Below are 24,319 nucleotides of genomic sequence, written 5' to 3'. Positions count from 1 at the left end.
CATATGCTGAATGAATCAATAGAAGTTTTAAAAGGTGTCGGTGAGAAGTATGCCGAGTCACTGGCATCTCTCGAAATAAGAACAATTGAGGATTTGATGTATTATTTTCCATACCGCTTTGATGTGTTTGAAGTTAAGCCGCTTGCTGAACTGGTGCATGATGACAAGGTAACGATTGAGGGAAGGGTAGTACATGATCCTTCCCTCTCTTTCTTTGGGAAAAAGAAATCGCGTTTATCCTTTACACTAGAGGTGGAAAATATAGCAGTGAAAGCGGTCATGTTTAATCGTGCCTTTGCAAAAAAACAAATAAATGCAGGCGATACGGTTACCCTGGTGGGAAAATGGGATGCCCATCGCTTACAAATAACCGTAAGTCAATATAAAAAAGGACCGGCAGCTTCACAAGCAGAAATTCAACCTGTTTACGCTGTGAAGGGTGATATTACGCCTTTTCGTTTGAAAAAAACAGTGAAAACAGCACTAGAAACTTACGGTGATCAGTTGGACGAGATTTTGCCAGAAAACTATTTAAACGCGTATAAGCTTCCGGATAGAAAACAGGCTGTTACCTCCATGCATTTCCCGGCCAATAGGTTGGCTCTTAAACATGCGCGTAGGAGGTTTATATACGAAGAATTTTTACTTTTTCAACTCAAAATGCAACTTTTGCGAAAATGGAAAAGGGAAGCAACGGATGGCAATGCACAGCAATATGACAAACAACAGGTTGAAGATTTTATTGGCTCGTTTCCATTTCCGTTAACTAATGCACAACAAAAAGCATTGGCACAAATCTTAAATGATATGCAGTCACCATATCGGATGAGTCGTATGCTGCAAGGAGATGTAGGTTCAGGTAAAACAGCTGTTGCTGCAATTTGCTTACTGGCATCCATTACAGCAGGAAAGCAAGGCGCATTAATGGTACCAACGGAAATTTTAGCAGAGCAGCATTATCAGTCTTTATGTGAATTGTTTGGGGAACGTGCAAACATCACCTTATTAACCGGTTCTGTAAAAGGGAAAAAGCGAAAAGAGGTCTTACAAGCTATTGCAGAGAAAAAAGTGGATATTGTGATCGGGACGCATGCTCTTATTCAGGAAGAGGTCACCTATCACAACCTAGGTTTTGTCATTGTTGATGAGCAGCACCGATTTGGAGTAGCACAACGACGGATGTTAAGAGAAAAGGGTCTTTATCCTGATGTGTTGTTTATGACTGCAACGCCAATCCCTCGTACACTCGCGATCACAGCATTTGGTGATATGGATGTATCCGTTATCGACGAAATGCCTGTCGGAAGAAAAGAAATTGAGACATACTGGACAAAAGAAAATACGTTAGATAGAGTGCTTCGTTTTATTGAAAAACAAGTAGCAGCAGGAGAGCAAGCTTACGTCATTTGTCCGTTAATTGAAGAGTCGGACAAGCTAGACATTCAAAACGCAGTAGAACTACATCAACAGCTTGAAGCATTTTATCCTTCTGAGGTGAAAGTAGGCTTAATGCATGGGCGTTTACATACAGAAGAAAAGGATGCCGTCATGCAACAGTTTTCAAGAAATGAAATCCAGATTCTTGTGTCTACAACCGTTGTTGAGGTAGGCGTAAATGTTCCAAATGCAACCATTATGGTAATTTATGATGCGGAACGGTTTGGGCTGTCCCAATTACATCAGCTCCGAGGTAGAGTCGGTCGTGGTGATAAGCAAAGTTATTGTATTTTAATTGCTGATCCAAAAGGTGAAGTAGGAAAAGAACGTATGCGTATTATGACAGAAACGACCAATGGATTTGAACTATCTGAAGAGGACCTGAAATTAAGAGGGCCAGGAGACTTCTTTGGTAGAAAACAAAGTGGGATGCCGGAATTTAAAGTTGCTGACATGGTCCATGATTACCGCGCTTTAGAAACTGCCCGAAATGACGCTCAGGAAATTATTGAGCAAGGAATGTTGGATACAAATCCAGCTTTTTCTGCACTGAAAAGAATTTTGGAAAGGGACGCTGCACTCACGGATAAGTTAGATTAGATCCTTGCATAAATGCACAAGGTATTATATATTACTATTAGGACCAAGTCTTAATATGTAGTTTCTACGTAATTAATTCGATGTGGACGGTGTATCAATGCGAAGAACGAAAACAGAACGTCAGCGGATGCTGAAAGAAACAATTGAACAAACACCTTTTATCACAGATGAAGAGCTTTCAAGGAAATTCTCTGTTAGTATCCAAACAATTAGGCTAGATAGATTGGAGTTATCGATTCCAGAACTGCGCCAACGTATAAAGTCGGTTGCGACGGATCAGTGGAACGAAACGGTAAAAGCTCTACCGCTCGAGGAAGTCATTGGTGAAGTTATTGACCTTGAACTAGATCAGCGGGCTATCTCAATTTTGGATATTAGCAGTGATCTTGTATTTTCAAGAAATAAAATAGCACGGGGGCATCATTTATTTGCCCAAGCTAATTCACTTGCTGTTGCCGTTATCAATGATGAACTTGCACTAACTGTTAAAACAGAGCTTAAATTCATTCGTCAGGTCAAACAGGGAGAACGAGTGATAGCCAAGGCGACGGTAGAAGGTAAAGATGATAGTGGCAAGTCAATTGTTCACGTTAACAGCTTTGTAGAAAACGAACTGGTTTTTACAGGTGTATTCCATATGTACCAAACTAGTGGACGCAAAGGAGAACAAGATGATGAGATTAGCAATTGATGCAATGGGTGGGGATCACGCACCAGAAGAAATCGTACATGGGGCGGTCGAAGCAGTATCCGAAATTGACAATTTGCATATCACGTTATATGGTGATAAAGCAAAAATTAACCAATACTTATCTACGAACGAAAATATTGATGTTGTACATACAACCGAAGTTATAACCAGCGATGATGAACCAGTAAGAGCAGTACGTAAGAAAAAAGATGCTTCTTTAGTGGTAATGGCGAAAGCAGTAAAAGACAACGAAGCAGATGCGTGTATCTCTGCGGGCAATACTGGTGCCTTAATGAGTGCAGGTTTATTTGTCATTGGTAGAATCCCGGGTATCGAACGACCTGCACTAAGTCCAACGCTGCCAACGCTTGATGGAAAAGGATTTTTGCTTTTAGATGTAGGGGCGAATGTTGATGCGAAGCCTTCACATCTCTTACAATACGCCATAATGGGCTCTGTTTATGCACAGAAAGTTAGAGGGATTGCTGAACCAAAGATCGGTTTGCTTAATGTTGGAACAGAGGACGGCAAGGGAAACGATCTGACAAAACGAGCTTTTTCTCTCATGAAGGAAGCACCAATTAACTTTGTTGGCAATGTAGAGGCACGTGATTTATTGTCAGGTGTAGCTGATGTTGTTGTTACGGATGGATTTAGTGGGAATGTCGCTTTAAAGACAATTGAAGGAACTGCTGAATCGATGTTTTCTATGCTTAAGCAAGTGTTTATGGGATCACTCAAAACAAAACTTGCCGCCGGCGTGATGAAGAAAGATTTAACTGAACTGAAAAATCAACTTGATTACTCAGAATATGGTGGGGCTGGATTGTTTGGACTTGGTGCACCTGTTATTAAAGCCCATGGCTCATCCAATAGCAGAGCAATATTTAATGCAATAAAGCAAGCGTGCCATATGGTGGAATTTAATGTAACAGACACGATAATAGAAACAATTGAAGCAATGGAAATAGATAAGGAGGATAACGTATGAAAAAAGTAGCATTTATGTTTCCGGGACAAGGGTCACAGGCTGTTGGTATGGGAAAAGATATCTTTGATGAGTTTTCCGACGCGCAACAGTTGTACCAGGAAGCTGATCAAGTACTGAATAAAAATCTGTCCGAATTAATGTTTAAGGGACCAAAAGAAGAACTTACCGAAACAGAGAACGCACAGCCTGCCCTCCTTCTATCAAGTATTGCTTTGCACTCGTTATTGCTTAAAGAAGAAATCCAACCTGTAATGGCTGTTGGTCACAGTTTAGGTGAATATAGTGCATTAGTTGCTGCGGGCGCTTTATCCATTGAAGAAGCATTGCCGTTAGTAGCTACAAGAGGTAGGTTAATGGAAGAAGCCTTTCCTAAAGGACAAGGTACCATGGCGGCGGTTTTAGGTCTTGACGAAGAGGCAATAGCTTCAACACTTGCCAAAGTGGAAGATGAAACAGTTAATATCGCTAATCTGAATTGTCCAGGGCAAGTGGTGATCTCGGGCTCACAAGCAGGTGTAGAGCTAGCCACGTCTCTTTTAAAAGAGCGTGGTGCTAAACGGGTGCTTCCTCTTAATGTGAGTGGTCCATTCCATTCCATATTAATGCAACCAGCAAGTGAAGCATTTTCTAAGTACTTGGATGAAGTGAAAATCAACGATGCTTCTATTCCTGTATACGCAAATGTCACTGCCACACCTGTGACTGAAAGCGGGAAGATTAGAGAATTATTAATCGAACAATTATATTCACCAGTTCGCTTTGAGGAATCTATTCGTCATATGCTTGATGAAGGTGTAGATGCATTAGTTGAAGTAGGAAATGGTAAGGTGCTAAGTGGTCTTGTGAAAAAAATTGATAAAAGCGTTAAGACGTTTGCTGTGCAAGATACAGCATCCCTTCATGAATTTATTTCGTGGTACAAGGAGGACGCATAATGTTACAAGGAAAGAATGCATTGGTTACCGGAGCTTCGCGTGGTATTGGACGGGAAATCGCTTTGGAACTGGCAAGACAAGGAGCGAATGTTGCCGTTAATTTTTCTGGTAACGAAGCAAAAGCTCAGCAAGTCGTTGAAGAGATTAAAGCAATAGGCCGTAAAGCTATTAAGGTACAAGCAGATGTAGCAAATGAAACAAGTGTTAAAGAAATGGTTAAAGAGGTAATCGGTGAGTTTGGCACCTTAGATATCCTTGTCAACAATGCTGGTGTAACCAGAGATAATCTGTTGATGCGTATGAAAGAAGAAGAATTTGATCAGGTTATTAACACAAATCTTAAAGGTGTATTTGTTTGTACAAAGGCGGTAACACGTCAGATGATGAAACAAAAAGCTGGCCAAATTATAAATGTTTCTTCCATTGTTGGAGTAAGTGGTAATCCTGGACAAGCTAACTATGTAGCAGCAAAAGCAGGCGTGATTGGGTTAACCAAAACAACCGCTAAGGAACTTGCTTCACGTAATATTCGTGTAAACGCAGTGGCTCCAGGCTTCATATCCACTGATATGACAGATGCATTGACTGATGAACAGCAAGCAGGAATGCTAGATATGATTCCACTAGGAAAATTAGGGAAACCTGAAGAAGTGGCCAAAGTTGTTCGATTCCTTGCTTCAGAAGATGCTTCTTATATTACTGGCCAGACCATTCATATCGACGGTGGGATGGTTATGTAAAAAATACTTTCGTAACATTCTTTGAAAGGAGGTGAAGAGAGAATGGCAGACGTGTTTGATCGTGTAAAAGCTATTATCGTAGATCGTTTAGACGTTGACGAGTCAAAAGTAACAATGGAAGCTTCATTTAAAGATGACCTAGAGGCAGATTCTTTAGATGTAGTAGAATTAGTTATGGAACTGGAAGACGAATTCGATATGGAAATCGCTGACGAAGAAGCTGAAAAAATTAATACAGTGGGTGACGCTGTAAACTACATAAACAGTTTATAGTCCCCACAAACCTAAAAATTATAAAAAAATTGAAAGTCTCGCGTTTTAGCGAGACTTTCGTATATAACAATAAACTTAGGGGGTGAAAAACAGTGGAAATTCAGCAATTAGAAAAAGAATTAGCTATACGGTTTGACAATCATGAGCTGATTAAACAAGCCTTTACACATTCATCTTATGTGAATGAGCATCGTAATGAAACGGTTGTAGATAACGAACGTTTGGAATTTTTGGGTGATGCAGTACTCGAACTTGGTGTATCACAGTATCTTTTTAACGAGAATGCAGAAATGCCAGAAGGAGAAATGACAAAGCTCCGAGCAGCAATTGTTTGTGAGCCATCCTTAGTAAATTTTGCGAGGGATTTAGATTTTGGTAAGTTCATTCGTCTTGGCAAAGGGGAAGAACAAACTGGTGGAAGAGAACGACCTGCCTTACTAGCAGACGTTTTTGAAGCATTTCTGGGAGCCCTTTATTTGGATAAAGGCTATTCAGAGGCATTAGCCTTTTTGGAACGTCATGTGTTTCCAAAGATCACTACAGGTGCTTTTTCGCATGCGATGGATTATAAGAGCCAGCTACAAGAGCTTGTACAGCAATATAGACATCAAACGATTACCTATAGGATTATTGATGAAACAGGGCCTTCCCATGACAGGGAATTTTTAGCCGAAGTACAAATAAGTGAAAAGGTTACAGGTACAGGTAAGGGAAGAACGAAGAAAGAAGCCGAGCAAAGGGCAGCAAAGGCAGCCTTAGACAAATATCAACCATAATATAATGCAAAGGTAGGTCAAGGAAGCACATTCTTTGCACTTTTATACAATTTGAAAAGGCTGTGAGATTTATTTGCTCACAGCCTTTATCCGGTTTATTAGTTCTTTCTTACGGAACGTAATTCTTCTATAAACGCCTGTGCCTCTGAAGCACTTAGACGGCCTTTTTGGACGACGATCTCGTACATCAGTTTAAGCTCATCATATTTATTTAAATCATAATCTTCCGGATCTAAAATTGTCCGGTTCACTACATCAAGCCGTTCGCCTAATTGCTCTAGAATGTAAGACATATTCTCTTTACTTGGATTTTCTAAATTCATAATAACACCCCGTATAAATAATAATCTCATTTTCTTTTTATCATAACATAATTGAACATATGGAAGTACAAAGATTGCGATTATCTTATGAATGAACATTCGAACATTATCCTTTTTTTCCTTCTAAACATGTCAGTATGCTATGATTGTGGTAAAATAAATGCGGTAAAAAACTACATAATAACATGACAAGCATATAAAAGACGCTTTCGCTATTCTGGTAGACGGCACTATAGTGGGAATTATTTGTAGCCAAAAATCGATTGAAAACAGAAAGCAATGATAAATTTTTAAGAAGTAACGTAATAGTGTTTTATATAAATGTACGTGTTCAATAAAGAGGACGAAAAGCCGGTAGATAAGACAGTAAAACTGTTGGAAGCATAGGGGACAAGGAGTTTGACTTTATAAACTGGTAAAAATGTAAACATCGAATACGAATATCAGTGTTTCTAAAAACCTTCCCATGTACCTTTTACCCGGTTTTTCAAATAGGAGAATGTATATGTATTTAAAAAGGCTGGAAAGTGTTGGCTTTAAGTCATTTGCTGAACGAATCTCTGTGGACTTTGTTCCAGGAGTTACGGCAGTAGTAGGGCCAAACGGCAGCGGGAAAAGTAATATAACAGATGCGATTCGCTGGGTACTGGGCGAACAATCAGCTAAATCACTGCGCGGATCAAAAATGGAAGATATTATTTTTCAAGGTAGTGATTCTAGAAAGGCATTGAACGTCGCAGAGGTAACCCTGGTCCTTGATAATCAGGACCAAGCATTGCCGGTTGATTATGAGGAAGTAAGTGTTACGAGAAGGGTTTACCGATCAGGGGATAGTGAATTTTACATGAATAAACAAGCCTGTAGGTTAAAGGATATTGTTGATCTGTTTATGGATTCAGGACTTGGTAGGGAAGCCTTTTCTATCATTAGCCAGGGGAAAGTGGAAGAAATATTGAGCTCTAAGGCGGAAGAAAGACGTACTATCTTCGAAGAGGCTGCAGGTGTACTTAAGTACAAACAAAGAAAGAAAAAAGCAGAATACAAACTGGCTGAAACGCAGGAGAATCTTAATCGTGTAGAAGATATTATTCATGAAATAGAGCAACAAGTAAACCCATTAAAGGCTCAGGCAGATAAGGCAGAAAGATATGTGAGTTTAAAAGAAAAGCTAAAACAAGAAGAAATTGCCTTTCTAATTACCGAGATTGAAAACCTGCATAATGAGTGGCAACATCTGCTGGATGACGTAGAAAAGGACAAACGTATCGAGTCGGAAATGAAACGAAACATTCAGCAAAAAGAGGCTGCAATGGAGGAAGAACAACAGGCAATAAACCGGTTGGACAACAAAATTGAAAAAATGCAAGCCCAGCTTCTTTCTGCTACAGAAGAGCTTGAGAAGAATGAAGGGAAAAAGCAGCTCCTCTTTGAGAGATCGAAGCATTTTTCTGAGAATAAAGAAAAACTAGAAGCACAAAAACAAGAGTCCTCTACTCGTGTTGGGACATTGCATGATCAATTGGTTGTAGAACGAAAAAGTTTGCATGAGCTACAGGAATTGCGAAAAGAAACGCTGAAACGTGTTAAACAGTTAGAAAAGGATTTAACAACAAACCAAGAGGACATAGCAGAAAAAATTGAGGACTTAAAATCAGAATACATCGAGTATCTTAACAAGCAAGCAGCAAAACGTAATGAAAAACAATCCATTGCCCAACAGATGCAACAAATGAACGGCAAAAAGGATAAGCAGGATGGGAAATTTCAAGACCTTGTTAAATCACGGCAAGAACTGCTTAGCAGTTTAGAAGTATATGAAGCCGACTATCAAAAACAAGAAAAAGACGTCAAAGATCATAAAGCGGAAATCGAATCAATTAAGACAGAGCTACGAAACGCAAGAAACACGTTTCAAGAACAGCAGACAAAGCTTTATCAAGGGTATCAGTATATTGAAAAATTGAAATCAAAAAAAGAAATGCTTGAGGAAATGAAGGAAGATTTCCAAGGCTTTTTCCAAGGCGTAAAAGCAGTTTTAAAAGCGCGCGAAGAGAAACAGTTACAAGATATTCACGGTGCGGTAATAGAGCTTGTTGATGTGCCTAAGAAATATATTACAGCAATGGAAACAGTATTAGGAGGGCAATCACAACATATTGTGGTTCAGCATGACCAAGCTGCCCGAAGAGCAATCTCCTGGCTTAAACAAACAAATAATGGCCGTGCTACTTTTCTTCCAATGGAGTCTATTCAAGAACGCTTTGTTTCAAAGGATCTGTTAACAAAAATAGAGAATCATCCTGGTTTTATTGGGGTTGCCTCGCAGCTTGTTTCGACAGACCCTGCATATCAGCGTGCAGTTAACCACTTGATGGGGCACGTTATTATAGCGAATACGTTAAAAGATGCTAATGACATTGCCCAACAGGTTATGCGTAGGTACCGTATTGTGACGTTGGAAGGTGATGTAGTAAATCCTGGGGGTTCCATGTCAGGTGGTGCACAGAAGAAGACGAACCAATCCCTTTTCTCCCGAGAACAAGATTTACAAGAAATGACAGAAAAACTAACTGCTTTCCAGGAGAAAACCATTGCATTTGAAAAGCAGGTTGCAGAACAAAAAGCAAACGTTGCTAAGCTTGAAAAGAAACTTCCTAGTAAAGAAGAGGAGTTATCCCAAAAGCAGAGACAATTGCAGGAGACACATGCTCAGTTACGTGAATTGCAATTAAAAAAAGAAACGCTGGATGACAACTTAACGATTTATGATCAAGACAAACAACAATTCAATGAGGATACAGAGCATTTCCGGAAACGAGAAGAAAAGCTAACAGAAGAATTGACACAGATAAAGAGCGCATTAGAAAACATACAGTCGGAAATCGATCAGCTATCAAGCAAAGAAGCCATTATGAAAGAAAATCATGGGGAGTTGCAACAAGAGCTTCATGAAAAACAAGTACTGTTAGCTGAGCAGGAAGAGCGGTTGAAAAATCAGCGGGAGAAGTCAGACAGCGTTGAAAAGCAATTATCTGAAGCAAAGCAGCAGTACGACCGTTATGCTGGCGAACTAAATGACTTATTGGAATACGAGCTGTCAGAGGAAAGTGAACAAGAGATTGAAACCACAATTGAACGAAAAAGCGAAGAAAAACAAAGCCTCACAGCCGATATACAAACAGAGCGTTCTGCACGTCTAAGACGTACACAATTACTGCAGGAAAAGGATAAAGAGCTGAAAGAAGAGAATTATGCACATCAAGGGCAGGTAAAGCGGATAAATGAACTGGAAGTGAAAGTTAACCGAGTTGATGTTGATTTAGAAAATCGCCTTTCTCATTTACAGACAGAATATACCATTACATTCGAAAAAGCGCAGGCATCATATGAGAAGGCAGTGGATATGGAAGCAGCCAAAGCAAATGTACAGCAATTAAAACAGGAAATTGATCGACTGGGCACGGTAAACCTAGGAGCAATTGAAGAGTATGAACGAATTTCAGAACGCTATTCCTTTTTAACAGATCAGCAGGCAGACCTTGTGGAGGCTAAACAAACGCTATATGCAGTTATTGCAGAAATGGATGAGGAGATGAAAAAACGTTTTGACGATACGTTTTCCAAAATTAAAGCAGAGTTTACTGAGGTGTTCCGCCAGTTATTCGGTGGAGGCAATGCTGAATTGAAGTTAACAGATCCAAAAAATTTGTTGGATACAGGGGTGGACATTATCGCGCAACCACCTGGTAAGAAACTCCAACACCTTGGTTTATTATCTGGTGGTGAAAGGGCGTTAACTGCTATTGCTTTATTATTTGCTATTCTAAGGGTGCGTCCTGTTCCTTTCTGTGTATTGGATGAAGTAGAGGCAGCCTTGGATGAAGCAAATGTCGCCCGTTTCGCAAAATACGTAAATCATTATAGTAAGAACACGCAATTCATCGTGATTACACATCGTCAGGGTACAATGGAGGAAGCCGATGTGTTGTATGGTGTTACCATGCAGGAATCAGGCGTCTCTAGACTGGTTTCTGTCCGGCTTGAGGATACGAAAGCATTAGTTAAATCATAAGGGGGTTACAATCATGGGTTTTATGGATAAATTAAAAAACCGCTTTAAACAAGACGAGAACGCAGAAGAAGTCTCTACGAAATATAAAGAGGGAATGAAAAAATCACGCCAAACCTTTTCGGGGAAAATTAATGATTTAATTGCACGTTATCGAAAAGTAGATGAGGACTTTTTTGAGGAGCTTGAGGAGGTTCTTATTTCTGCAGACGTAGGTGTAACCACTGTTATGGATCTGGTGGAAGAACTTAAAATGGAAGTAAAGCGACAAAACATTAAAGATACAAAGGATATTAAGGAAGTCATCTCTGAAAAGCTTGTCGAAATTTATTACGGTGATGATGACGAAAAGATTGAGGGCTTAAAACTAGATGAAGAAGATCTTTCTGTTATTTTGGTCGTTGGTGTGAACGGGGCTGGAAAGACCACTTCCATCGGCAAACTCGCGAATCAGTTAAAGTCACAAGGCAAAAAGGTTGTTCTAGCTGCAGGGGATACGTTTCGTGCAGGTGCGATTGAACAACTGGAAGTATGGGGAGAACGAGCAGGCGTAGATGTCATTAAGCAAGGGGCAGGAAGTGACCCTGCAGCCGTTATCTTTGATGGCATAAAATCAGCGAAGGCTAAAAATGCAGATGTCCTAATATGTGATACAGCGGGTAGGCTACAAAATAAGATCAACTTAATGAATGAGCTTTCTAAAGTGAAACGTGTGATCGAGCGAGAAGTACCAAATGCGCCCCATGAAGTACTCCTTGTTCTTGATGCGACAACAGGTCAGAATGCACTTAACCAAGCGAAGACATTCTCTGAAGCAACAAATGTGTCCGGTATTGTTCTTACTAAATTGGATGGTACTGCAAAGGGTGGAATTGTGTTAGCGATCCGTAAAGAACTCAATATTCCTGTGAAGTATGTAGGTCTTGGTGAAAAAATAGACGATCTTCAAGAATTTAATGCTCACGCGTTTGTTTATGGTTTATTTGCGGATATGCTTGAAGAAACAGAATAGAAGATGGCTTGACAATTCCGGCAATACTTCGATATCATGGAATGTAAAGCAAATTCACTTAACAAGGGAAGTGCCTTATGCTGGAAAAAACAACGCGAATGAATTATTTATTTGATTTTTATCAGGCATTACTGACCCAAAAGCAACGAAATTATATGGAGATGTACTATCTAGAAGACTATTCGCTTGGAGAAATCTCTGAAGAAGCAGAGGTTTCCAGACAAGCAGTTTATGATAATATTAAGAGAACCGAATCCATGTTAGAAACATATGAAGAAAAGCTTCACTTATATGAAAAGTTCCAACAGCGGCTTACTTTAATCAAAGAATTAGAGTCGGTTATTGTAAATAAAGAAGAGAAGCTATTTTTTGATAAATTGAATCAACTAAAAGAATTAGATTAGGAGGACACCCTCTATGGCATTTGAAGGACTGGCCGACCGCCTGCAGAGTACGATAAAGAAGATTACAGGTAAAGGGAAAGTTAGTGAGCAGGATGTAAAAGAAATGACACGTGAGGTTCGTCTTGCTTTATTAGAGGCAGATGTTAACTTCAAAGTAGTCAAGGATTTAATAAAGCGCATTAAAGAACGGGCAATTGGACAAGAAGTAATGGACAGCCTGACTCCTGGACAACAAGTTATTAAGGTCGTTAAAGAAGAACTTACGGAATTAATGGGTGGAGAAAACAGTAAAATTGCGGTAGCTGACCGGGCTCCGACTGTTATTATGATGGTGGGACTTCAAGGTGCAGGTAAAACAACAACTACTGGGAAGCTAGCAAACCTACTACGTAAAAAGCATAACCGCTCCCCATTACTTGTTGCATGTGACGTTTATCGTCCTGCAGCGATTAAGCAATTAGAAACACTCGGAGAGCAATTAACTATGCCTGTATTCTCCATGGGAACAGAGGCTAATCCTGTTGATATTGCGACAAAAGCTATTGAAAAGGCTAGGGAAGAGCATCATGATTATGTGATCATTGATACAGCAGGTCGTTTACATGTTGACAATGAACTTATGGATGAGCTGCAAGAAATTAAAGCAAATGTAAAGCCAGATGAAATCTTTCTCGTAGTCGATTCCATGACTGGTCAAGATGCTGTTAATGTTGCAGAAAGCTTTAATGAACAGCTTGATTTATCAGGTGTCGTGTTAACGAAGCTAGATGGTGATACTAGAGGTGGTGCAGCCCTCTCTATTAAAGCCGTAACAGATAAGCCTATTAAGTTTGCCGGGATGGGGGAGAAACTAGACCAGCTGGAAGCATTCCACCCTGAACGAATGGCATCGCGAATTCTTGGAATGGGTGATGTATTATCCTTAATCGAGAAAGCGCAAACCAATGTAGACGAAAAGCAGGCGAAGGAATTAGAAGAAAAAATGCGGACAATGTCCTTTACCTTCGATGATTTTCTTGAACAAATGGGACAGGTCAAAAATATGGGACCATTAGATGACTTAATGGCTATGATTCCTGGAGCTAGCAAAATGAAAGGACTGAAAAACGCACAACTTGATGAGAAACAACTTTCTCATGTAGAAGCAATCATTCAGTCTATGACAAAAAAAGAGCGTCAGGACCCAAGTCTGATGAACGCAAGTCGCAAAAAAAGAATTGCAAAAGGTTCTGGTACTTCTGTTTCCCAGGTAAACCGATTGCTTAAACAGTTTGATGAAATGAAAAAAATGATGAAACAAATGACAAACATGCAAAAAGGGAAAAAAGGTAAAGGGATGAAGTTCCCGTTTATGTAAAAAACGCCTTATTTATAAGGAATTTTACATTGTAATGTAAAAACACTTTACAGACTTCATTGTTTCTGATAGAATCTAAAATTGTGTAAAACATTAATATTTGGAGGTGCAAAATAAATGGCTGTTAAAATTCGTTTAAAGCGTATGGGATCAAAAAGAAATCCTTTCTATCGTATCGTTGTAGCTGATTCACGTTCTCCTCGTGACGGACGTCAAATTGAGCAAATTGGAACATATAATCCTGTTGTAAACCCGGTTGAAGTGAAAATCGATGAAGAGAAAGCACTTAGCTGGATGACTAATGGGGCAAAACCAAGTGATACAGTACGTAACCTATTTTCAAATGAAGGCATCATGAAGAAATTCCACGAACAGAAAAATCAGTAAAGTAGTGTGATATCATGAAAGCCCTAATTGAATCAATCGTTTCGTCATTGGTAGATCATCCTGACGATATTAAGATAACGGAGACAGAAGAAGAGGCCAAGCTGGTTTATCATTTAACTGTTCACCCGGATGATGTCGGAAAGGTTATCGGCAAGAACGGACGTATTGCCAAAGCGATACGCACAGTAGTCTACGCTGCAAAGACAGACGCTAAGAAACGTATTTATTTGGATATTATGTAAAGGGAAAGGGGAACCTTTCCCTTTTTACACATGTAAGGAAGTATACGTGTGGACCCTAATAGCAGGCGCGTTACGCTTTTCTTAACACCTCAGGATTTTCTGAACAAAAGATCATTTTTGAGAGTGAGGATAAATTGTGAAAATTATTACGAAAGTTATTGTGAAGCAAGTAGTCACAGAAAAAAGCAAGGAAACATTGCAGACTAACTTCTATAATCATAAAATGCGGCTTGAACAAGAGTGTCAACAACTGTTGTTTGAACAGCGAAAATTTGAGAATAAATCGAGGGCTTCCAAACAGGATGTCAGTCACAGGTTTCAACAAGAAATAAATAATCGCAAAGAAAAAATTAAACTTGCTGATTTTAAACTGGAACAACTGGAGATGTTGGAGTTGGGCAGTGAGATCACAGAAAAAGAAGTTGAAGCTCTTGTTGAAGTTTCCGAAGGCTCGCATTGGGATGAGATCATAGGAGAAAAAACCATTATAATAAAAGATAATGTGGTAATCAGAATTGACGAATAGTAGGTGATACTAATGAGCCAAAAAATGTACAATATTGGAAAAATCGTGAATACACATGGCATACGTGGTGAAGTAAAAGTAGTCAGGATTAGCGATTTTGAAGAACGCTTTGCAGTTGGAAACCAGGTTTACGCAGTAAAAGAGAAAGCAGCACCGGTTGCTCTAACAATAGCTACACATCGAATCCACAAAGGTTTTGATCTGCTTCAGTTTGAAGGATATGCAAACATTAATGATGTTGAGCACTTCAAAGGGGGCTATCTCAAAATTACAGAAGAGCAATTGACCGAACTGGAAAGTGGCGAATATTATTACCACGAGATAATTGGATGTGACGTCATGACAGCTTCTGGCGAAAGCTTAGGTGTTGTAAAAGAGATTCTCTCTCCTGGTGCTAATGATGTATGGGTGATAAAGCGTCCAAAAGAGAAAGATTTATTAATACCATACATCGATGAAGTAGTGAAAGAAGTTTCCATTGAGAATAAAAAGGTTGTTATTGAGCCAATGGAAGGGTTGCTTGATTAATGCATATCGATGTTTTAACACTTTTCCCAGAAATGTTTGACGGGGTCTTTCACTCTTCTATTCTTCAAAGGGCGCATGAAAAGGAGACGTTTTCCTACAAGCTTGTTAACTTTCGGGATTACACAACGAACAAACATAACAAGGTAGATGATTATCCATATGGCGGAGGAGCTGGGATGGTACTCACCCCACAGCCTTTATTTGATGCGGTGGAAGACGTTACCAGCAAAAGTACTGCGAAGCCACGTGTCGTGTTAATGTGCCCACAGGGTGAACCATACAATCAAGAGAAGGCAGAAGAATTGGCTGAGGAAGATCATTTAGTTTTTATATGTGGGCATTATGAAGGATTTGACGAAAGAATACGAGAGCACCTGGTAACAGATGAAATTTCCATAGGAGATTATGTGTTAACTGGTGGTGAATTAGGTGCCATGGTAGTGATGGACAGTGTTATTCGCCTGCTCCCAGATGCTTTAGGTAACAAAGAGTCGGCACCGCAGGATTCCTTCTCAACAGGGTTACTGGAGCATCCCCATTACACTAGACCAGCTGATTTTAGAGGAATGAAGGTTCCAGATGTTTTATTGTCTGGTGATCATGCAAAAATTGAGGTGTGGAGAAAACAGCAGGCGCTGAAACGAACCTATGAGCGTCGAAAAGAGCTACTTGAAGATAAGGTTCTATCCAAAGAGGAAGCTCTCTACTTAAAGCAACTAGACTTAGGAGAAAACTCTGAGTCATAATCTAAAAGATTTGCTGCAAAACAACTTGAAGTATACCTAAGGTTATGGTATATTTAATCTTGTGCTAAAAGTGTCGACTTTTTGTACTATAAACGATGTTCCGCTGTCATTTACTGAGAAAGAGCATTGGTTTGGAAGGAGTGTAACAGGATGCAAAAACTAATTGAAGACATTACAAAAGATCAGCTTCGTACGGATCATCCAGATTTTCGTCCAGGAGATACTTTAAAAGTCCACGTTAAAGTTGTGGAAGGTACTCGTGAACGTATTCAGGTATTCGAAGGTGTTGTCATCAAACGTCAAAACGGTGGAATTAGTGAAACATTTACTGTAAGAAAAATTTCTTATGGTGTAGGTGTTGAACGTACTTTTCCAGTACATTCCCCTCGTATTGATAAAATCGAAGTTTCTCGTCGCGGTATCGTACGTCGTGCTAAACTTTACTATCTACGTAATCTACGTGGTAAAGCTGCACGTATTAAAGAACGCCGTTAAAGCTGAATACAGCTGTTGTAACAAAAACCATTGGAAAGGAGCTTGGCAATATGCACAAGCTCCTTTTTGCTTATTTACATGAAATTTTGATTATACATATATGCTAGTATAGAATGAAATGAACTTTATATTGTATTATCAGCGTAATGTCGGATTAAACTAATAGTAGATTGCCTGGCATGGAGGGATTGGATGGGAAAGCAGAAAAAGAAAAAAAGTGAGTGGTTGGATTGGCTGAAGGCTCTTTTAATAGCTTTTGGATTAGCTTTTATTGTGCGTACCTTCTTGTTTGCCCCTATTGTAGTGGATGGACCTTCCATGCTCCCAACACTGCATGATCGGGATCAAATGATTGTTAATAAAATTGGCTATCGTTTTGGTGATCCAGAACGTTTTGAAATTGTCGTTTTTCATGCTTCAGATCAAAAGGATTTCATAAAACGTGTGATTGGTCTACCAGGGGAACATATTGCCGTAAGAGATAATGTCCTTTATGTTAATGACCAACCTGTAGAGCAACCTTTTTTAACAGAATATAACAATGAAATTCTAACTAATGATTTTGAGCTGGAAGAACTGCCGGGAGAATATAAAACAATTCCAGAAGACCAAGTCTTAGTATTAGGTGATAACCGTGGGAACTCAACAGATAGCCGTATTTTAGGAATGATTTCAATGGATCAAATTGTAGGGAAAACGAGTGTACGATACTGGCCGTTTGACCGTATAGATATTATGAAATTGGGAGAGTAGAATAATTATGACAATACAATGGTTTCCCGGACATATGGCAAAAGCGCGCCGGGAAGTAGAAGAAAAATTAAAGCTCGTTGACTTTGTCATGGAACTAGTGGATGCACGTGCGCCTCTATCCTCGCAAAATCCTATGCTTCAGCAAGTTCTACAACAGAAGTCAAAAATGGTCGTTCTTATGAAGAAGGATTTGGCAGACAATCGCCAAACTGAGGAATGGATCTCATACTTTAAGGAACAGTCCATCCCCGCTATAGCAATTAATGTAAATGACAAATCAGATATAAAAAAAGTGATTCAACTTGCGAAAGATCTTGGACAAGAAAAACTGGATAAACTTATTAAAAAAGGAATCCATCCGCGTCCATCAAGAGCCATGATTGTGGGGATACCAAACGTTGGTAAATCTACCTTGATTAATCGACTTGCCAACAAGAAAATTGCTAAGACAGGTGACAGACCGGGTGTTACGAAGCAACAATTATGGATTAAAGTAAAAAAAGATTTTGAGTTACTTGATACACCAGGTATTTTATGGCCAAAATTCGAAGATGAGCTTGTTGGATATAGATTAGCCGCAATAGGTACAATCAAAGACCAGCTTCTTTCCATGCAGGATATCGTCGCTTTTGTGATTTCTTATCTACAAAAACATTATCCTGAAAGATTAGAGGAACGCTATCCGATAGACCGTGAAATGACGGATATGTGGGAGATCTTTGAAGCGATAGGAAAACAACGTGGAGCCTTGGAAAGTGGCGGGAGCGTTAACTTTGAGAAAGTGTCAGATCTAGTGATACGTGACTTACGTACAGGAAGACTCGGTAATATTACACTAGAGAACCCTGAAGAATAGAGACATACATCTACTGGATGCATGTCTTTTTCATTTGTCCGTTAACAACCAATCTTGTTAGAGCTAAAATTATATTTTTATGTTAATAGTTATTTCAGCTTTGAGGTTTCGAAATATAGCATTTTGTTTTATTTTTACTTCTTATTAACCGATATAAGGAAGAAAGCAGGTAGACGTATGCAAAAAGATTCAATAGCTTTGCTAAAACAGTTATTTGAAGAAGATAAACTAACGGAGCAAAAGATAGCCGAAATGCGGCAGGATGAGCGCAAAGGCGTTCAAACATTGCTTAAACGATATGACGTTAAGCAGGATAGAATGAAAGCATTAGAACAACAATTTTTAGCAATGTCAGAATTCGAACTTAAACTCCGGAATAGTGGTTATGTAAACATAGCTGGAGTAGATGAAGTGGGAAGAGGCCCATTGGCAGGACCAGTTGTTGCCGCTGCCGTAGTTTTGCCGCATGACTTTAAGCTACTAGGCTTGAATGATTCTAAGCAGTTAAGTGAGTCTACAAGAGAAGCTTATTATGAAGTGATTAAAGATAATTCTATTAGCTATGGGATTGGGATTATTCATAATGACGTAATCGATAGCGTGAATATTTATGAAGCAACCAAGCTTGCTATGCACGACGCAATTAATCAATTGGATCCAATTGCCGATTTTGTGTTAGTAGATGCTGTGCCATTGAAAGAGCTAAGTTGCCCATCTGAATCCATCATAAAAGGAGATTCGAAGAGTATATCTATTGCAGCTGCCAGCATTCTAGCGAAGGTAACAAGGGACCGTTTTATGAAAGAGATACATATGAGCTATCCTGCATATGATTTTGCTTCCAACATGGGCTATGGAACGAAACACCATATGGAGACATTAAGCAATCAAGGTGCAACACCATATCATCGTAGATCTTTTGCACCGGTCGGTAATGTAGAAGTGAAATAGGAGGACAATCCATTGGGCATTCAAAAAACAGGCCAAAGTTTGCGTGTGCTTCAACCAACGCCGAATACAATTAAACCCGGACAAGTTATTAAGGGTAGTATTTTAAAGATCTATCCAGAAAATAAGGCTGAAATACAGCTGGGATCGCAAAAAATGGTTGCTCAATTAGAGGCTTCCCTCTCTGCTGGTGGGAAGTATCATTTTATGGTGCAATCAACAGATCCTGTCATCCAATTAAAAGTGATAGGGGAGCAATTACAACAGCAAGACCATCTTAATAGTCTTAACCTGCTCCAACAGCTTGGATTAAAGGCATCCAAGCGGAATATTGTTTTTCTGCAACAGCTTATCGCAAAGAAGATTCCATTTGAAAAACCTCAACTCACACAATCTTTGCATCTTCTTGAAAGTTCCAAGGATAAACAACTGACAGGAAAGATGCTTGTAGAAATGATTTCAAATCGTTTGCCCATTACAAAAAATGTGCTGGAAGCTCTTCAGTCTGTAGCCAATTCTAGCTTTTCAGGTCGTTTAGCAAGCGCTATGCCAGAATTAGATCAGGCTAATGTCCAATCAAACATAAGCCAAAATCTACAAAAGTTAGTCAGCAATCATGCAGCCATTTCAACAGAAAGCCAGTTAATGGGGGAGAGAATAAACAATCAGAATCTATTTCACCTACTGAAACTTTCAGGTACGATTGAACCTGCCCAAACATTTGATACATGGAAAGCGAATATTACAACTGAACAAAGTGGAAGACAAATAAATATACCTTTCCAACTCTCAGAAGCACAGTTGCGGAATTTGCAAACTGTAATAGATGATAGAGCTACTTTGCAGCAGAATGCAAAGCTTCTTTTAAATAGTTTCCATAATTTACCTGAGTCCATTGCTAATGAAGGAAACTTAGATACCCAACTTTTTTCCCGGTTAAAGGAGCAGTTTACCCAGTCGGTACTACCATATCTGCCAAAGAATACTACCTACCCAGCATCTTCTATGCTGCAAAACAATCGGCATGCTTTATCACAGGTATATGAATTTTTGCAAAACGCGGCTTCCGCTACACCGGAAAACATAGAAGTCACAATGAAGCAGCTACGAGATGTAAACCTACTGATGGCAGCATCTCCAAAGGATCAATTCTTGCAGCATCTTAAACACACGCTTTCGTTCACAGGATATTCGTATGAGCATGATCTGGCAAATAAGGTAATACAGGAGCAAACCTCTTTAAAAGGTGTGCTCCTACAGCTCATGCAACAGGGCGACCACAATAACAATACAACTGAACAAAGCAAACAACTCCTTCATTTTATTAACGGTCTTCAGTTACAATCTGTGCAGGATACGGGTAATTTTTTGTATGCTAGTTTGCAACTTCCGGGCGAAAAGTTAGGATTAGCTAAAGATCTTCAGCTAGAGTTTGAGGGGAGAAAAACCGAAGATGGGGAAATAGATTCTAGTCATTGTCGGGTTTTGTTCTATTTGGATTTAACTAACTTAAATCAAACGATTATTGATATGACAGTACAAAACAGAAATATATCCGTTACAATATACAATCAAAGTGAAGAAGAGTTGAGACCTTTAGCCAAAGACTATCAGGCTGTTTTAAAAAAAGGGCTAAACGAACTAGATTATCATTTATCAAGTGTGATGTTTAAGCCTGTTCGAGAAGAAGAATTACCTGGGTCAAAACGACAACAATCACATCCTAGCTCGTACCAAGGAGTTGATTTTCGAATATGACAGAAAACAGAAAAAAAGCTGCCGCATTATCCTATGATTCGCAAAAAGGAACTGCCCCAATCGTTTCAGCTGCTGGCAAAGGAATGAGGGCTGAGGCGATCATACAAAAGGCCGAAGAGCACAATGTACCTATTATGGAAGACAGTTCCATGGTAGAGATATTGGCAGAGTTAAATATTAATGAAACCATTCCGGAAGAATTATACCAAGCAGTCGCAGAAGTGTTTGCTTTCGTCTATAGAGTGGACCGCAAATTGGATAAAACGTAACTTCATTTCAAAGATTGTAATTGCAAGTATTCTATTATTCTTGTGAAAGTTCGTTTTTTTTAATACAATGGAAATGCAGTGAATTTTGATGGGAGGATAAAGGATGAACATTCATGAATATCAAGGCAAAGATGTCTTGCGTCAGTATGGTGTAAACGTTCCTAATGGTTATGTTGCCTATACAGTTGATGAAGCTGTACAAGCGGCTGAAAAACTAGGTACTGATGTAACAGTAGTAAAAGCTCAGATCCATGCCGGCGGCCGCGGTAAAGCGGGCGGCGTTAAAGTTGCCAAAGGCTTGGATGAAGTGCGTACATACGCTGATGAGATACTTGGAAAGACATTAGTAACACATCAAACTGGCCCAGAAGGTAAAGAAGTAAAACGCTTGCTTATTGAAGAGGGCTGCGATATTAAAAAAGAATATTATGTCGGTGTGGTTCTTGACCGTGCCACTTCTCGTGTTGTCATGATGGCATCTGAAGAAGGTGGAACTGAGATTGAAGAGGTAGCAGAAGCTACGCCAGAAAAGATTTTTAAAGAAGTAATTGACCCTGTGGTAGGACTATCAGGCTATCAGGCTCGTAGACTTGCATTCAATATTAATATTCCAGATGAATTAATGGGCAAGGCTGTGAAATTTATGATGGCGCTTTATGAAGCATTTGTTGCAAAGGATTGTTCCATCGCGGAAATTAATCCATTAGTAACAACAGGCGATGGAGAAGTCCTTGCCCTTGATGCTAAATTGAACTTTGATGATAACGCTTTATTCCGCCAAAAGGATATTCAGGAATTGCGTGATCTAGATGAAGAAGATGAAAAAGAGATTGAGGCAAGCAAATACGATCTTAGCTATATCTCGCTGAATGGGAATATTGGCTGTATGGTTAACGGTGCAGGACTTGCTATGTCTACAATGGATATTATTAAACATTATGGCGGAGACCCCGCAAACTTCCTTGACGTTGGGGGCGGCGCTACAGCAGAGAAAGTAACAGAAGCATTTAAGATTATTTTATCTGATGCCAATGTAAAAGGGATTTTTGTTAACATCTTCGGTGGAATCATGAAATGTGATGTAATTGCTGAAGGTGTTGTGGAAGCAACTAAGCAAGTTGGTTTGGAAATTCCGCTTGTTGTTCGTCTGGAAGGAACAAACGTTGAATTAGGAAAGAAAATTCTCGAAGAATCAGGCTTAAATATTACATCTGCTGGATCTATGGCAGACGGCGCTGAGAAAATTGTTTCTCTAGTAAAATAAAAACGTAATAGTTTGCATGGAAAGGACGGACAAGTATGAGTGTATTTGTTAATAAAGATACAAAAGTAGTTGTACAAGGAATTACTGGTGGTACAGCGAAATTCCATACCAAGCAAATGCTAGAGTATGGTACGAATATCGTTGCAGGTGTTACACCCAAAAAGGGAGGTTCAGAAGTAGAAGGCGTTCCTGTATTTAATACAGTTAAAGAAGCAGTTGAAGAAACTGGCGCAAACGCTTCCGTTATTTATGTTCCGGCACCATTTGCGGCAGATGCAATATTAGAAGCAGTAGATGCCGAGCTAGATTTAGCTATATGTATTACAGAGCATATTCCTGTAATGGATATGGTAAAAGTTAAACGTTATATGGAAGGCAAAAAGACTCGCCTGGTTGGACCAAACTGCCCAGGAGTCATCACTCCGGAAGAATGTAAAATTGGTATCATGCCTGGCTATATCCATAAAAAAGGTCATATTGGTGTGGTTTCCCGTTCAGGAACTTTAACCTATGAAGCCGTGCATCAATTATCTGAAGCTGGCTATGGTCAGTCTACTGCTGTAGGAATTGGTGGAGACCCGGTAAATGGTACGGACTTTATCGATTCATTAAAAGCATTTAATGAAGATAGTGAAACAGAAGCCGTCATAATGATTGGTGAAATTGGTGGTACTGCTGAAGAAGAAGCAGCAGAGTGGGTAAAAGCCAATATGAAAAAACCTGTAGTAGGATTTATTGGTGGAGCTACAGCCCCTCCAGGAAAAAGAATGGGACACGCTGGTGCCATTATTTCTGGCGGAAAAGGTACTGCTGACGAAAAGATCCGCGTGATGAATGAATGTGGTATCCAAGTTGCAGAAACACCTGCTGTAATGGGTGAGACCATGATTCGAGTATTGGAAGAAAATGATTTGAAAGAGAAGTGTAAAACACATTAAAAATTTGATAGTGAAGAAGCCCTGGAATAAAGAAATTCCCGGGCTTTTTCTCCATGAGAGGATGTTAAAATTGAGTCGGCGCAGTAACAGGTTAATACATTTATCAAGATGCAAAGGCATTACAAGACGTATAATGCAGTATATTATCCAAAATGACACGGAACTAAAAGAGATTTACTATCTTTCCCCTAAAGAATTAACCCAAATTTACCACATCCCCGAACAGAAAGCAGTCCCTCTTTATCATGACCTTCATAACCCTGTCCTCATTGAACAAATTAAACAGGATAAAACACAATGCTCCATCATTACCATTCTTGATCAAGCTTACCCCTTCATGTTAAAAACAATAAAAGACCCACCACTAGTCTTATATACAATAGGCAATAATGAATTGTTATCTTGCTCTCCTTGCATAAGTGTTATTGGAACTAGAAGGCCAACAAGAGAAGCAAGACAAAAAACACACTTTATTGTGAAGCCTTTAGTGGAGGAGGGCTGGGTTATTATAAGTGGAATGGCGAAAGGAATAGACACTTATGCTCATAAGGTAGCATTAGCTCAAAACGGAAAAACAGTTGCTGTGCTCGGTAGTGGTTTTGAACATATCTACCCAAAGGAAAATGAGGATTTATTTACAGAAATTTGTAAAAGTGGTATAGTCCTCTCTGAGTACCCTCCCAACGTACCAGCCAGTCGGCACCATTTTCCTGAACGTAACCGACTTATAAGTGGCTTAACGTTTGGAACGGTAGTGATAGAGGCCACAGAGAAGAGTGGTACATTAATTACAGTAGACCAAGCATTAGATCAGGGAAGGGAAGTATATGCCCTGCCAGGGTCTCCATTAGTGGCACAAACAAAAGGTTGCCATCGTATGATACAGGAAGGTGCAAAGCTTGTAATGGATGCAAAATGTATCCTAGAAGACTGGAACGATCAAGGAGCACATTTGGCTTCCGCATGGAAGGGATAATGGTTAGGAAAAGAAGATAATGTTA

The 24,319-nt window shown here is 39.5% G+C and carries 26 protein-coding genes; 25 read left to right on the top strand and 1 reads right to left on the bottom strand.

The window, feature by feature from the left end; translation table 11 throughout:
- Positions 1-3: 3 nt before the first annotated feature.
- The 7 genes from recG (at position 4) to rnc (ending at position 6,443) form a co-directional block, all read left to right on the top strand.
- Entirely contained in the window at positions 4-2,037 is a 2,034-nt protein-coding gene (gene recG / locus BN988_RS03540; protein WP_036573122.1) for an ATP-dependent DNA helicase RecG, read from the top strand.
- Between the two features lie 97 nt (positions 2,038-2,134).
- Positions 2,135-2,728 carry a transcription factor FapR gene (gene fapR / locus BN988_RS03535; protein ID WP_036573120.1) on the top strand — a complete coding sequence of 198 codons (594 nt, stop codon included), beginning with the start codon at positions 2,135-2,137 and terminating at the stop codon, positions 2,726-2,728.
- Positions 2,712-3,719: a phosphate acyltransferase PlsX gene (plsX, locus tag BN988_RS03530; RefSeq protein WP_036573117.1), complete on the top strand. Its 1,008-nt coding sequence runs from the start codon at positions 2,712-2,714 to the stop codon at positions 3,717-3,719. The genes fapR and plsX overlap by 17 nt, the downstream gene beginning before the upstream one ends.
- Complete coding sequence (fabD, locus tag BN988_RS03525; protein WP_036573114.1) at positions 3,716-4,654, top strand: ACP S-malonyltransferase; 939 nt, start codon at positions 3,716-3,718, stop codon at positions 4,652-4,654. Before plsX ends, fabD begins: the two co-directional genes overlap by 4 nt.
- Positions 4,654-5,394 carry a 3-oxoacyl-[acyl-carrier-protein] reductase gene (fabG, locus tag BN988_RS03520; RefSeq protein WP_182858730.1) on the top strand — a complete coding sequence of 247 codons (741 nt, stop codon included), beginning with the start codon at positions 4,654-4,656 and terminating at the stop codon, positions 5,392-5,394. The genes fabD and fabG overlap by 1 nt, the downstream gene beginning before the upstream one ends.
- 42 nt (positions 5,395-5,436) lie before the next feature.
- The gene (acpP, locus tag BN988_RS03515; RefSeq protein ID WP_036573112.1) at positions 5,437-5,667 is read left to right on the top strand and encodes an acyl carrier protein; all 231 of its coding nucleotides are present in this window, start codon (positions 5,437-5,439) and stop codon (positions 5,665-5,667) included.
- Positions 5,668-5,759: 92 nt separating this feature from the next.
- Complete coding sequence (gene rnc, locus BN988_RS03510) at positions 5,760-6,443, top strand: ribonuclease III (RefSeq protein WP_036573109.1); 684 nt, start codon at positions 5,760-5,762, stop codon at positions 6,441-6,443.
- A gap of 98 nt (positions 6,444-6,541) precedes the next feature.
- Here the strand turns inward: rnc and BN988_RS03505 are convergent, their stop codons facing one another.
- Entirely contained in the window at positions 6,542-6,766 is a 225-nt protein-coding gene (locus BN988_RS03505) for a DUF1128 domain-containing protein (RefSeq protein WP_036576309.1), read from the bottom strand.
- Between the two features lie 505 nt (positions 6,767-7,271).
- Between BN988_RS03505 and smc the strand changes: the two genes are divergently transcribed.
- From smc to dprA, 18 genes are all read left to right on the top strand, one after another.
- Positions 7,272-10,838 (top strand): chromosome segregation protein SMC, encoded by a 3,567-nt coding sequence (gene smc, locus BN988_RS03500; RefSeq protein ID WP_036573108.1) that lies wholly within the window; start codon positions 7,272-7,274, stop codon positions 10,836-10,838.
- Positions 10,839-10,851: 13 nt separating this feature from the next.
- Positions 10,852-11,847, top strand: coding sequence for a signal recognition particle-docking protein FtsY (gene ftsY, locus BN988_RS03495; RefSeq protein WP_036573107.1), 996 nt, complete (start codon positions 10,852-10,854; stop codon positions 11,845-11,847).
- 77 nt (positions 11,848-11,924) lie between these two features.
- A complete protein-coding gene (locus BN988_RS03490) occupies positions 11,925-12,251 on the top strand; it encodes a putative DNA-binding protein (RefSeq protein ID WP_036573105.1) in 327 nt (108 codons plus the stop codon).
- A 13-nt stretch (positions 12,252-12,264) separates the two neighbouring features.
- On the top strand, positions 12,265-13,608 hold the full coding sequence (gene ffh / locus BN988_RS03485) for a signal recognition particle protein (protein WP_036573104.1): 1,344 nt from the start codon (positions 12,265-12,267) through the stop codon (positions 13,606-13,608).
- Positions 13,609-13,725: 117 nt separating this feature from the next.
- Positions 13,726-13,995: a 30S ribosomal protein S16 gene (gene rpsP / locus BN988_RS03480; protein WP_036573102.1), complete on the top strand. Its 270-nt coding sequence runs from the start codon at positions 13,726-13,728 to the stop codon at positions 13,993-13,995.
- 14 nt (positions 13,996-14,009) lie between these two features.
- A complete protein-coding gene (locus tag BN988_RS03475) occupies positions 14,010-14,237 on the top strand; it encodes a KH domain-containing protein (RefSeq protein ID WP_036573101.1) in 228 nt (75 codons plus the stop codon).
- A gap of 136 nt (positions 14,238-14,373) precedes the next feature.
- Positions 14,374-14,763: a YlqD family protein gene (locus tag BN988_RS03470; protein WP_036573100.1), complete on the top strand. Its 390-nt coding sequence runs from the start codon at positions 14,374-14,376 to the stop codon at positions 14,761-14,763.
- 12 nt (positions 14,764-14,775) lie between these two features.
- On the top strand, positions 14,776-15,291 hold the full coding sequence (rimM, locus tag BN988_RS03465; protein ID WP_036573099.1) for a ribosome maturation factor RimM: 516 nt from the start codon (positions 14,776-14,778) through the stop codon (positions 15,289-15,291).
- Complete coding sequence (gene trmD, locus BN988_RS03460) at positions 15,291-16,037, top strand: tRNA (guanosine(37)-N1)-methyltransferase TrmD (RefSeq protein WP_036573098.1); 747 nt, start codon at positions 15,291-15,293, stop codon at positions 16,035-16,037. Before rimM ends, trmD begins: the two co-directional genes overlap by 1 nt.
- A gap of 150 nt (positions 16,038-16,187) precedes the next feature.
- Complete coding sequence (gene rplS, locus BN988_RS03455; RefSeq protein WP_036573097.1) at positions 16,188-16,532, top strand: 50S ribosomal protein L19; 345 nt, start codon at positions 16,188-16,190, stop codon at positions 16,530-16,532.
- A 192-nt stretch (positions 16,533-16,724) separates the two neighbouring features.
- On the top strand, positions 16,725-17,285 hold the full coding sequence (gene lepB, locus BN988_RS03450; RefSeq protein ID WP_036573095.1) for a signal peptidase I: 561 nt from the start codon (positions 16,725-16,727) through the stop codon (positions 17,283-17,285).
- Between the two features lie 7 nt (positions 17,286-17,292).
- Entirely contained in the window at positions 17,293-18,141 is an 849-nt protein-coding gene (ylqF, locus tag BN988_RS03445; RefSeq protein ID WP_036573094.1) for a ribosome biogenesis GTPase YlqF, read from the top strand.
- Between the two features lie 177 nt (positions 18,142-18,318).
- Positions 18,319-19,092, top strand: a complete 774-nt coding sequence (locus tag BN988_RS03440) for a ribonuclease HII (protein WP_036573092.1) — start codon at positions 18,319-18,321, stop codon at positions 19,090-19,092.
- Between the two features lie 12 nt (positions 19,093-19,104).
- Entirely contained in the window at positions 19,105-20,847 is a 1,743-nt protein-coding gene (locus BN988_RS03435) for a hypothetical protein (RefSeq protein WP_036573090.1), read from the top strand.
- Positions 20,844-21,116, top strand: a complete 273-nt coding sequence (locus tag BN988_RS03430; protein ID WP_036573089.1) for an EscU/YscU/HrcU family type III secretion system export apparatus switch protein — start codon at positions 20,844-20,846, stop codon at positions 21,114-21,116. The genes BN988_RS03435 and BN988_RS03430 overlap by 4 nt, the downstream gene beginning before the upstream one ends.
- A gap of 103 nt (positions 21,117-21,219) precedes the next feature.
- On the top strand, positions 21,220-22,380 hold the full coding sequence (gene sucC / locus BN988_RS03425) for an ADP-forming succinate--CoA ligase subunit beta (RefSeq protein WP_036573087.1): 1,161 nt from the start codon (positions 21,220-21,222) through the stop codon (positions 22,378-22,380).
- A gap of 35 nt (positions 22,381-22,415) precedes the next feature.
- Positions 22,416-23,318, top strand: a complete 903-nt coding sequence (gene sucD / locus BN988_RS03420) for a succinate--CoA ligase subunit alpha (protein WP_036573086.1) — start codon at positions 22,416-22,418, stop codon at positions 23,316-23,318.
- Between the two features lie 70 nt (positions 23,319-23,388).
- On the top strand, positions 23,389-24,294 hold the full coding sequence (dprA, locus tag BN988_RS03415) for a DNA-processing protein DprA (protein ID WP_231495184.1): 906 nt from the start codon (positions 23,389-23,391) through the stop codon (positions 24,292-24,294).
- Positions 24,295-24,319 lie beyond the last annotated feature (25 nt).

The organism is Oceanobacillus picturae (assembly GCF_000612865.1).
Classification (GTDB): domain Bacteria; phylum Bacillota; class Bacilli; order Bacillales; family Amphibacillaceae; genus Oceanobacillus_B; species Oceanobacillus_B jordanicus.
This window is presented reverse-complemented; position numbering and strand designations above follow the sequence as displayed.